Here is a 10,840-nt window from a genome sequence, read left to right on the forward strand (position 1 = left end):
TGAGTGGAATGGCATTTTCAAGCATGCGTATAGGTAAGAGGTACCGATTAATCAACTATGGAGAAAAGAGTGAGTTTATTCTTTTAGAAATAGTTGGAAGAAATGAATATAAGCTAAAAGACCTCTTTTCGATGGAGAGCTACTTGATGAGCGATCTCACTCAGTATGGAAGAGGAGATGATTTTGAGCTTCGTGAAATACATGATTGAAATGCATTAAGTTCGTTTGAAGATTTAGAAAATGAAAAGCTTACTTGTCCTTTGCGGAGGTCAATCTCCCGAACATAGCATATCCATAAGGTCTGCAAGGAACATCTTGAATGCCCTGGATCATTCGAGATATACGGTCACACTTGTTGGCATATCTCAAAAGGGCGCTTGGAGATTACTGGCCCCACATGAAATTGACGATATAGATGAGATTGATTTGCAAGGTGAGCAAGTATCTATTCAGCCTGGAGAAAAAGAGTCTTTCTATTGCAACGGGAAATCACTGGGTCATTTTGATGCTGCATTTCCAGTACTTCATGGACCTAACGGAGAAGATGGCACTATTCAAGGCCTTTTTCGACTCTTAAAAATCCCTTTTGTGGGACCAGATGTACTTGCTTCTTCAGTCTCGATGGATAAGGATGTAACCAAACGCTTGCTTCGAGAGTGTGGAATGAAGGTAGCCGAATGGGTATTGGTTAGAAAAGAAGATCAATTGCCTGTTTATACTGAATTGGTAAAGGAACTGGGTGGGGTCTTTTTTGTAAAACCTGCGAATATGGGTTCTTCTGTAGGAGTTCATAGAGTAGCTAGCGAGGATGAGTGGAAGCATGCGATCATTGATGCGCTGAAGTATGACAGCAAGGTTTTGGTAGAGAAATCGATTGAAGGAAGGGAGCTGGAATGTGCTGTTCTGGGTAATGCCAATCCAAAAGCGTCTGGCGTAGGGGAAGTTCAATCTGGAAATTTCTATTCGTATGAGGAAAAATATTATGCAACTTCTGATGCTGAAATTGTTATTCCAGCTAAAATAGATGTCAAGTATTTACCATCTCTCCAACACACAGCCATACAGGCGTATGAAGCATTGGGCTGTGAGGGTTTGTCCAGAGTAGATATGTTTCTTACAGACAAAGGCGAAGTTTATGTGAATGAGGTGAATACAATACCAGGATTCACAAGCATCAGTATGTATCCGAAGTTATGGGAACAAGCTGGTTTGAGTTATTCAGACTTAATAGATGAATTGGTCGACCTGGCAATCGGGCGAGAATCACAACGAGTTTGAGTTGATAATAGCATAACTGGATTGTGAACTTTATCATCCATTCCTAGATTTAACTAACCATGGAGTATTGGCAAATCATTAAAGAAGCTTATAGTGGATATGCAGGTTATTTGTGGAGGGAGATCACCCAACCGCACTGGCATAATTATTTTTATTGGCTTATTGGGATTTCTGTTTTTTTCCTTTTTGTTGAATGGATAAGTCCGTGGAGAAAGAATCAAAATCGTTTTAGAAAGGATTTTTGGTTGGATTTCTTCTACATGTTTTTCAACTTCTTTATTTTTTCACTCATTGTTTTCAATGCAGCTTCTGATGTTGTTGTTCATTTCTTTAACAACCTGTTAGGTTCTCTTGGGATTGACAATTTGCTGGCTTTTGAGGTGATGTCCTGGCCGATGTGGGCTCACCTTGTATTGGGTTTCTTCGTACGAGATTTTGTGCAATGGTGGACACACCGACTGCTCCATCGCGTTCCATTTCTTTGGGAGTTTCACAAAGTACACCATAGTGTAAAAGAGATGGGTTTTGCAGCACACTTACGGTTTCATTGGATGGAAACAGTCGTCTATCGTACCATTGAATATTTGCCGCTTGCATTGATTGGAATAGGATTGAGGGACTTTTTCATTATTCACATTTTCACATTGGCAGTAGGGCATTTTAATCATTCTAATTTTCAACTCAACTTAGGCCCTTTGAAATACATCTTCAATAACCCTCAAATGCACATTTGGCACCATGCCAAAGTTTTGCCTGAAAATCGTGCGTATGGTGTGAATTTTGGGCTGACACTGAGTATTTGGGATTACCTCTTCAAAACGAATTACATTCCGAAGAGCGGAAGGGATATAGCGCTAGGTTTCCCTGGGGATGAGGAATTTCCAGAAAACTTTGTAGGTCAATTATCTCATGGAATCACACCTCAAACTTCTGAAGACTCATCCAACCACCACCATTGACTACCTCAAACCCTTGAGCTTTTAGCATGCGCTTAGCAGATCCGCTACGCATACCAGATGCACAGCAGGTTATCACAGGTTTGTTTTTATCTAAATCCCCAATGTGCTTTGGTAAACTGTCTAAGGGGATGTTGATCGAATTTCTAAGATGCCCGCCGGCAAATTCTGTTTTGCTACGCACATCTACGATGATTGCTCCACTACTTATTAGCTTCCTGATTTTTTTGTTTTTCCCTGTGAATATTTCTAGCATGTCCTTTTTTTCTTAAAGCTATAAAAGCAATTGGACGGCACAAACTATTGAATGCGAGAAAAACTTGGTTGGCTTACCTTATGTAGACCTACTTAAATGGATCACTCCATTTTTCGTTTGTGTAAACATCAGTACCACTCAATGTCATTATGAAGGCTGTTACTGCTTCCTTTTCAGCAGTGGTCATAGCAAGGTTTTGGGGATTCCCGTTTTCATCCAACCTTCGATCCAGGCCATTACCTGTTGATTGTATCGTATTGTAGTGCTCTAACACTTCTCCAAAGTCTGTTGTAAAGCCTGTATGCATCATAGGTCCATTAGCTTGAGCCGATGTGTTGAAAAGGTCGCGAAGGGTTGGAGATCGCGTTACATCCGTGTCAAGTTCGTTGGGGTTCTGAAGAGAAGTGATGATTCCGTTGTTTCTACTATTGGGGTCTATGTCAAATTCAGGAGCGCGATGGCAAGCATCACAGCCCAACCCCCCTCCAATCCGAAGGCCATTATTGTTGAGGTTAGCTCTTTGCATGAAAAGATCTTTACCGTCATTCTCTTGTTCAGTAAAGTTCGGAAAGCCTGCATTGTTGTTGCCCGCTAGGGCTCTACCTACATCGTACTTAGCGTCAAATGATTGAATGCTTCGAATGAATTGTCCCAAAGCGTTTTGCATACGTTCCTCCGTGACTTGTTCATCACCATATACGAAGGTGAAAAGTTCATTATAATATTCAATGGATTCCAGTTTCTCAAACAGATCATTGATGGAATCGTCTCCATTATTTCCACTAAATCCCATCTCCACATGATCTTGAATCGGTTGAGTTGTTTGATCTTCAAGTGTGTTTGCTCTTTCATCCCAAAAGAAATTAGCCTCATCAGCAAATCGGGAATTCACCAAACGCATAGAATGTCGTCCTGTGGTGCCATTTACTCCGGATGAAGCCACAGCATCATCGCCAAAAGCTAAAGCTTGCTGATGGCAGTTTGCACATGCTACGGTATTGTTACTGGATAAATTCTTATCATAGAAAAGAACTCTACCCAATATTGCACCTTTATCAGTGATAGGGTTATCATTGGTATTGTCCTTTGATATATAACCTGGGACTTCTTGATTAGCATAGTTGGGAAGATTGGCAAGATCAATGTCGCCTCCAAATTGCGCCAACACAGCGTCTTGGTCAGTAGTAGATATCGTCTCTGGTTCTGTGTCTGAACTGCACGAAGTGAGAAAATAGATCATTGGAAGAAGAAGGAGCCATTTATTAGTCATATCATCTAGCGTTTAAAAATTAGACGAGTAAATGACGATTTGCCCGCCAGACGCATTTCTGCTTTCGATGAATCAATCCCCTAAGCCCACCAAATGTTATTTTCGTTCCATGAAGCTATTCAGGTCACCAGTCTCCTTTTTAAAGGGGTATTTGATCGCATAATATATCTCCAACAGACAATTTTTTCTTCTTGCGAGATTTTGGATACCTCAGTATGAGATTAATAATTATTGACTTGTTTCATTAAAAAACTAACCAAGTGTCATGAAAGATTTTCTCAAACCTTGAAGAATATTTTAATGATTTTTTTTGAAGAACCAGTTTGTCTAATTTTTGATATTATCAATTGATAATTTATAACTGTTTCAGTTGCATATTCTCATTTGATAAATCAATTTAATCGATAAAAAAAGATTGTTCATCCTTCATAATATATTGTTCATCGATGAATTTTAGGTATACAATACTTTGAATAATTGAAATTATAACTTTAAAAATGTGACTGGTAGAAATTGATTTCTCGCTGTTATTTCTCTCTATTTTAATTATTTCGTATACCACTAAAAGAATACTCATGTCTAAACTAACATTATCAAGTATTAAAAATTTTGTATACCTGCTTGGGGTATTAACAATTTATTCATCTTATGGACAACATTCAATTCAACTTGAATTAGTCTCTTCATATCATACTGGGCTGTTTGATGAAAGTGCTGCCGAGATATCAGCTTATGACGCTGAGACCATGCGTTTGTTCGTCACCAATGGAGGACTTAAAACTGTAGATATATACGACCTCTCGTCTGGCAGTATTTTGCCTTATTCGACAATAGATATTACGGTTTTTGGTGGAGGTGCCAATAGTGTATCAATTAAAGATGGGATTGTTGCTGTAGCTGTTGAGAACAACAACAAGCAGGACCCTGGATTTGCTGTTTTTTTCGATGTTGATGGCAACTACATCAATCAAGTAACTGCGGGAGCTTTACCTGACATGATCACTTTCACGCCCAATGGTAAATATGTCTTGTTGGCGAATGAAGGAGAACCGAATGATGATTTTACGATAGATCCAGAAGGAAGTGTCACCATTATTGATATCAGAGGAGGAGTTGAAAATATTAATCAGAGTGATGCTATTCAGATTGGTTTTACAGCTTTTAACAACGCCATCTTAGATGAAAGTATTCGAGTAAGTGCAAACCCTGGTAACTCAACTGTAGCACAAGACCTGGAGCCGGAATACATTTCGGTATCGAGAAACTCCCGGTATGCGTGGGTTGCTCTTCAAGAAAATAATGCCGTTGCTATTATTGATGTTAGAAGAGGAAAGATTCTGGACTTGGTTGGATTGGGCTTTAAAGATCATTCATTGCAAGGAAATGGTTTTGATGCCAGTAACAGAAGTGAGGGGATAGACATAAGGTCATGGCCGGTGAAGGGAATGTACATGCCGGATGCAATCGCCAACTATCGAAGATGGGGGAGAGAACTTGTGGTTATGGTAAATGAGGGCGACAGTCGCGACTACAGTGGCTATAGTGAGGAAACGAGAGTAGAAGATTTGGCTTTGGATCCACTTGCATTTCCAAATGCAGCAGAGCTTCAAGCTGAAACAGCTTTAGGCAGATTAAAGACAACAATTGCCACCGGTGACGCTGATGGGGATGGTTTATTTGAAGAAATATATGCTTACGGTGCACGATCCTTTTCTATAAGAAGGGCCAATGGATCATTGATTTATGATAGTGGAGATGAGCTGGAGCAATTGACGGCACAATTACTCCCAGAGGATTTTAATTCAACAAATGATGAAAATAATTCTTTTAAGGATCGTAGCGACGATAAAGGCCCAGAGCCTGAGGCGGTTGAGATTGCCAGAATTAGAGGAAGGCACTATGCCTTTATTGGATTAGAAAGAATAGGAGGTATAGCTGTTTATGACATCAGCAACCCATATCATCCCACTTTTGTGCAATACATAAATAACCGAAACTTCGATGTAGATGCACAAAGTATAGAGGCTGGAGACTTGGGTCCTGAAGATATTTTGTATATCAAAAAAAGAAATAGTCCCACAGGATCTCGGGCGATTGTGGTAGCAAACGAAGTGAGTGGATCTATCTCGCTTTTCAACGTTAAGGTTAAAAGACATTACTATTACTATGATGAGGAACCAGCTACTTCTAATGAACCAACTGAGGTTTTAGAAGAGGAACTAGCTGACGAATTAGTTACTTCAAATTTCCTTGTATATCCAAATCCAATTGAAGATGGCATCTTAAGGCTTAACGAACCCAGAGATATTTTCATTTACAATCTTGAAGGTAAGGAGGTATTGAGCTCTGTCGAAAAGCAAGAAGTAGATGTTTCTTCTCTGGATGCTGGTTTGTATGTCCTTAAAACAGGTGAAGGAGCTTCCATAAGAATTCAGATCAAATAGCCTGAACCATCAAAAGAATAACTATGAAGACAAGGAAATTATTAATCGTCTTTCTTCTTGCTATGACAAGTGCAGCGTATGCACAAATAAGTGAGAAGGTTAGGTTAAATGGATACTCCAGTTTTGAATATGAATACCTGCTTTCAAATGAAGGAGAAAGCGATCCCAATGGATCTTTTGATGCGGACTTAATTGACTTGGTGATCAATGTCGATCTAAGCTCTAAGTTGAGATTTTCTACTGATTTGACATGGGAGCACGGTGCGGCCTCTGAAGATAATAGAGGTAATGTAGCGGTAGAGTATGCCTTTCCCGAGTACACTGTGAAAAACTGGCTTAAGTTCAGGGTTGGGAAAATGTTTGTGCCGTTCGGAATTTACAATGAAATTCATACAGCCAAGCCAGCATTTCTAGCTGTGAAGGAGCCACTGAGTACCAATAAGCCTGACAAGCTTGGTGGGGATGAAAGGTTTTACCCAAGATGGGCAACGGGCATATCTGTATTAGGAACATTTCTCATAAAGTCCATGCAGTTCGAATATCATGTTCAGCTAAGCAATGGAAATCAAGAGAATACGAATCCTTTTGAGGAGGATGATAATGGGGAAAAAGCTTTGGCAACTAGGCTTTTAGCCTATCCAACGCCTGATTTGAAAATAGGAATTTCGACATATTCAGATAAAATTTCTGTGCTTGATGGAAGTGGCAATGATACCGGGGAAAGGGATAAGTTATTTAGCATGAGTGGACATATAGAATACAGCCACAATAATTACGGAGCAGAATTTGAATACATCATAGGTAAGACAGATTTTTTTGCAAGCCCTGAGTTGAAGAAGAACGGGTTGGAAACGATGGTTTACTATACGCTTAAAGACAAATTCACGCCATATGTGAGAGTTGAGTTTTTCGATCCGAATCAGGATGTTGATGATGATAATGTAAACATTTTTAGCCTTGGTTTAAATGCAGAAGTCGACAGAAATTACTTTGTTAAGCTGCAATACAATTCTGTGAATTCCGGTGATTTGAACTCGGATATTTTAGGGGTTGGTTTTAGTGAGTTTCAAGCAGCGGTTGTTTTAGGGTTTTAATGATAGAAATGATGAAGACAATAACAATAAAATCAGCAGTGAAGTCATTCATGTTTTTACTGCTTCTCGTATCCTTCTCATCGACCATGGCTCAAAAAAAGTTTGTGTTGATAGCAAATAATGATGTGCCTCTCTCAACAATTGACAAGTCAACTTTGAAAAGAGTTTACAATGGATTTACCACGCAATGGTCCAATGGATTAAAAGCTAAGCCAAGCTACATTTCTTCCAATGTCGAATCTTTCTGGGCCTACATTGGAACCAGTAAAGCAAACTTTGATAAGTTCTGGACAAAGCGTGTTTTTTCGGGGAATGGGGTTCCGCCCATTGAACATAAGGCAAATTCGGATGCCATTACCTATGTAAGTAGGGTGTCTGGAGCCATTGGGATTATTGAAGCAAGTGAGGCATCAAACATTGGTGATCAGTGCAAAATGATCTCACTGTCAGACTGATTTATAGCAAAGCGTGTTGCTGACGAAGTGGGAATATGCTACTTCGTCAGCTTTTCTTAAAATCTTTTAAAGGGTTTGAATAGACCCGTTACTTCTTCCTACCATTTACCACCATGAAATTCAGAAGTCGTTTCACCATAGGAAAAAAAGTTGCGCTCGGATACGCAATCATCATTTTGATCACAGGTTTTAGTAGTCTATATGGTCTTTACAAGCTTCGCGAGAGCAGAAGTGTGGATCGGGAGGTTACAGAAGTTTACATGTCTTTACTTGTGAAGATGGATGAGCTGGATTTTGTAGTGGATAGAGGAGGACAGCTAATCAATAATTGGATTTACGTTCCAAATAATACTGAAAAGAATGAACTGAAAGGGCTGCATAATAAGGAATTCCCAGCCTTAAAAAGTGAGATAGAATTGCTTATCGAAAATTGGGCTACCGGGAATGAAAACATTGATAGCCTGGACATCATCCTTAAGCTCATTGAGGATAATTTTTCTGAGCAAAAGCATGTGATGAACATCCTGGCTACTGATGAAGCCTACAACAACGATTCGCTCCTTTTTTTCGAAGCAATTCCTTTTTTTGATGAAAAGATTGAGCCTCATGTGAGTGAAATTCTATCATCTCTTGCAGGGTATACCACCAATTTGCAGCGCATGTCAAACGGCCTGATCGACCAAAAGAATGCTTCATTGGATTCCGTTGAGCTGCTGAGCATATGGCTGGTTGTTATTTCAATTTTATTGGCAAGCCTTGCTTCTTATTTGGTGAGTAGATCCATAACAAAACCCGTAGGACTCCTCAATGGATTAATTCAACAAATGGGAGCGGGGGAACTTCCGAATGTGGAGATGAAGGAGAGCCAGGATGAGATAGGTGATATGATCAAATCATTGAAAGACTTAAGGTGGGGATTATACAATACTGCTGCTTTTGCCCAAAACATCGGGGAAGGCGAACTATATGGTGAATACGCAATTTTGAGTGATCGTGATGTGCTAGGAAAATCGTTGGTAACCATGCGAGATCGATTACACGAGATTACCGAAGAGATAAAAGCTGTGGTAGAGAAAGCCGGGGCAGAAGGTGACCTAAACGCAAGAATCGAAACAGGTGAGAAGCGTGGAGCATGGTATGATTTGACCGATTCGATTAATAATTTACTCTCCTCAATTGTGCATCCAGTATTGGAGGTCAACAAGATTGTGAACTCGATGGCAGAAGGTGATTTGACTCTGAGATATGAAAAGAGCACCAAGGGAGATATACGAAAACTCACCGAAAGTCTCAACGAAGCACTGGATAACCTTAACACTTTTCATACGCAGATCCTTAGGAACGCAAATCTGGTTGAAGATTCGACTTCAGACATGAAAGTGGCAAGTGATGAAATGTTGAATAGTACCCAAGAAATTGCTACTTCCATTTCGGAAATGAGCACAGGAACTCAAAATCAAGTTGAAAAAACGGATGAGGTTATGGGGTTGGTAGAAGGTATATTGAACTTCTCTAAAAAAATGGGTGAGCATTCTTCTCAGATCAATGAAGCAGCGAAGCAAGGAGCAGAAAATAGCTCTACGGGATCGGCGCTTGTCAGAAACTTGGTAGCAAGCATGACAGAGCTGTCTGAACATTCAAAGAAAACCACACAATCCATCAATGTGTTGAGCGAACGCTCCAATCAAATATCACAAATGCTGGGAGTAATCACCGAGATAACATCTCAAACCAATCTTTTGGCACTTAATGCTGCAATAGAAGCTGCTCAAGCTGGAGAAAAGGGTCGGGGGTTTGCAGTTGTTGCAGATGAAATAAGGAAACTGGCTGAGAATTCTAAAAACGCCGCAGATGAAATTGAAAACCTCGTGAGGGACGTTCAGCGAGATACAAAGGTGGCGGTAAATGTGATTGGTTCGATGAATGGCATTGTTGAAAAAGGGGAGAAGACATCAGCAAAAGCCTTGGACGCATTTGGATCAATACAGGAATCATCTGATACAACGCTTGATTTTTCTGAAGAGATTTTATCGGCTAGCAAAGTGCAAATAGCGGATATTCATAACATTGTGAATATCACAGAGTCGGTAGTTGTCATAGCAGAGGAAACCGCAGCTGGTTCTGAAGAGGTGGCAACATCTACATCTCAACTATCTGCTGGTATGAATAACTACAATAAGAAATTTGAGGAGTTGCTCAATATTTCTCAGGAGTTGAAAGAAGGCGTATCTCGATTCAAACTATTGAAATCAGAGACAGATGAAGCAACGTCGATGGACATAAGCTATAAGGTTAGCTAAACCTTCAGGGTACAATGGCTGTAGCCAAATGAACCTAACCTGATGAAGCGTTAGGATTGTTGTATTCCAGGTAGTAGTCCTTGATCAGGTCCCAAAACCCATCTGTGTACTTGTGATCCTCCCTTCGAATAGCTAGTTCTCTCTGCTCACAATCCTTTATTTGAAATCCGAACTGAGCCACCTTTCTGAAAACCGATTCATCTGATCTATTTTTCACCGTTACTATTTGATTGAGAAACAGTTCTGATTTTTTGGACAAGTCAATGAATTGATCCATTTCTCTTTCAGGGTATAGAAGATAGAAAATACCATCCTTGGCCAATAATCGCCTGATGCTTTCAAGCAAGTCTGCTGCCGATAAAAATGTTGAATGCACCGCATCATTTTTATTGGATTCATTTCCAAGTTGGCTGCCTTGAAAGAAGGGAGGGTTACAGATGATTATGTCATAAGGCTGTTCTGAAAATTTTTGGATCGAAAGGTGTCTACACTGCAATCGTTGATTCCATGCGGAAGCACTAAAATTAGCAGAAGCTTCTTGAAACGCTTCTGCATTGATCTCTATTGCATCTATTTTGCTAAATGCTGATGCCTGCGCCAGCATCAGAGATAGCAGCCCAGTACCCGTGCCGATATCCAATATTCGCTTAGGCTCTGATTTTAATTCAGCGATTTCCTTAGCAACCCATGCTCCAAATAGGCAACCATCTGTAGTTACTTTCATTCCAGACCGTGCTTGCTCTACTCGAAATTCTTTGAATTGAAAATGCGTATTTGGCATTTAGCT

The 10,840-nt window shown here is 40.0% G+C and carries 10 protein-coding genes; 7 read left to right on the forward strand and 3 right to left on the reverse strand.

What is annotated here, in order from left to right:
• Positions 1-8 precede the first annotated feature (8 nt).
• Genes ABJF57_RS19955 through ABJF57_RS19965 form a run of 3 tightly spaced genes read left to right on the forward strand, consistent with a single transcriptional unit; the run spans position 9 to position 2,237 of the window.
• Positions 9-209, forward strand: coding sequence for a hypothetical protein (locus ABJF57_RS19955; RefSeq protein ID WP_462235113.1), 201 nt, complete (start codon positions 9-11; stop codon positions 207-209).
• A gap of 31 nt (positions 210-240) precedes the next feature.
• The gene (locus ABJF57_RS19960) at positions 241-1,278 is read left to right on the forward strand and encodes a D-alanine--D-alanine ligase family protein (RefSeq protein WP_462235111.1); all 1,038 of its coding nucleotides are present in this window, start codon (positions 241-243) and stop codon (positions 1,276-1,278) included.
• Between the two features lie 59 nt (positions 1,279-1,337).
• The gene (locus ABJF57_RS19965) at positions 1,338-2,237 is read left to right on the forward strand and encodes a sterol desaturase family protein (protein WP_462235110.1); all 900 of its coding nucleotides are present in this window, start codon (positions 1,338-1,340) and stop codon (positions 2,235-2,237) included.
• On the opposite strand, the gene ABJF57_RS19970 is transcribed toward ABJF57_RS19965, so the two are convergent.
• Positions 2,194-2,490: a rhodanese-like domain-containing protein gene (locus tag ABJF57_RS19970; RefSeq protein WP_462235108.1), complete on the reverse strand. Its 297-nt coding sequence runs from the start codon at positions 2,488-2,490 to the stop codon at positions 2,194-2,196. The genes ABJF57_RS19965 and ABJF57_RS19970 overlap by 44 nt on opposite strands.
• An 88-nt stretch (positions 2,491-2,578) precedes the next feature.
• On the reverse strand, positions 2,579-3,760 hold the full coding sequence (locus ABJF57_RS19975) for a cytochrome-c peroxidase (RefSeq protein ID WP_462235107.1): 1,182 nt from the start codon (positions 3,758-3,760) through the stop codon (positions 2,579-2,581).
• 575 nt (positions 3,761-4,335) lie between these two features.
• On the opposite strand from ABJF57_RS19975, the gene ABJF57_RS19980 reads away from it, so the two are divergent.
• The 4 genes from ABJF57_RS19980 (at position 4,336) to ABJF57_RS19995 (ending at position 10,053) form a co-directional block, all read left to right on the forward strand.
• Complete coding sequence (locus ABJF57_RS19980) at positions 4,336-6,204, forward strand: choice-of-anchor I family protein (protein ID WP_462235105.1); 1,869 nt, start codon at positions 4,336-4,338, stop codon at positions 6,202-6,204.
• 23 nt (positions 6,205-6,227) lie between these two features.
• Entirely contained in the window at positions 6,228-7,298 is a 1,071-nt protein-coding gene (locus ABJF57_RS19985) for a hypothetical protein (protein ID WP_462235103.1), read from the forward strand.
• An 8-nt stretch (positions 7,299-7,306) separates the two neighbouring features.
• Positions 7,307-7,753 carry a hypothetical protein gene (locus ABJF57_RS19990; protein ID WP_462235101.1) on the forward strand — a complete coding sequence of 149 codons (447 nt, stop codon included), beginning with the start codon at positions 7,307-7,309 and terminating at the stop codon, positions 7,751-7,753.
• Positions 7,754-7,866: 113 nt separating this feature from the next.
• Entirely contained in the window at positions 7,867-10,053 is a 2,187-nt protein-coding gene (locus ABJF57_RS19995; protein ID WP_462235099.1) for a methyl-accepting chemotaxis protein, read from the forward strand.
• A gap of 34 nt (positions 10,054-10,087) precedes the next feature.
• Here the strand turns inward: ABJF57_RS19995 and ABJF57_RS20000 are convergent, their stop codons facing one another.
• The gene (locus ABJF57_RS20000) at positions 10,088-10,834 is read right to left on the reverse strand and encodes a tRNA1(Val) (adenine(37)-N6)-methyltransferase (protein WP_462235097.1); all 747 of its coding nucleotides are present in this window, start codon (positions 10,832-10,834) and stop codon (positions 10,088-10,090) included.
• Positions 10,835-10,840 lie beyond the last annotated feature (6 nt).

Origin of the sequence: Ekhidna sp. (genome assembly GCF_039940915.1) — a bacterium.
Taxonomy (GTDB): domain Bacteria; phylum Bacteroidota; class Bacteroidia; order Cytophagales; family Cyclobacteriaceae; genus Ekhidna.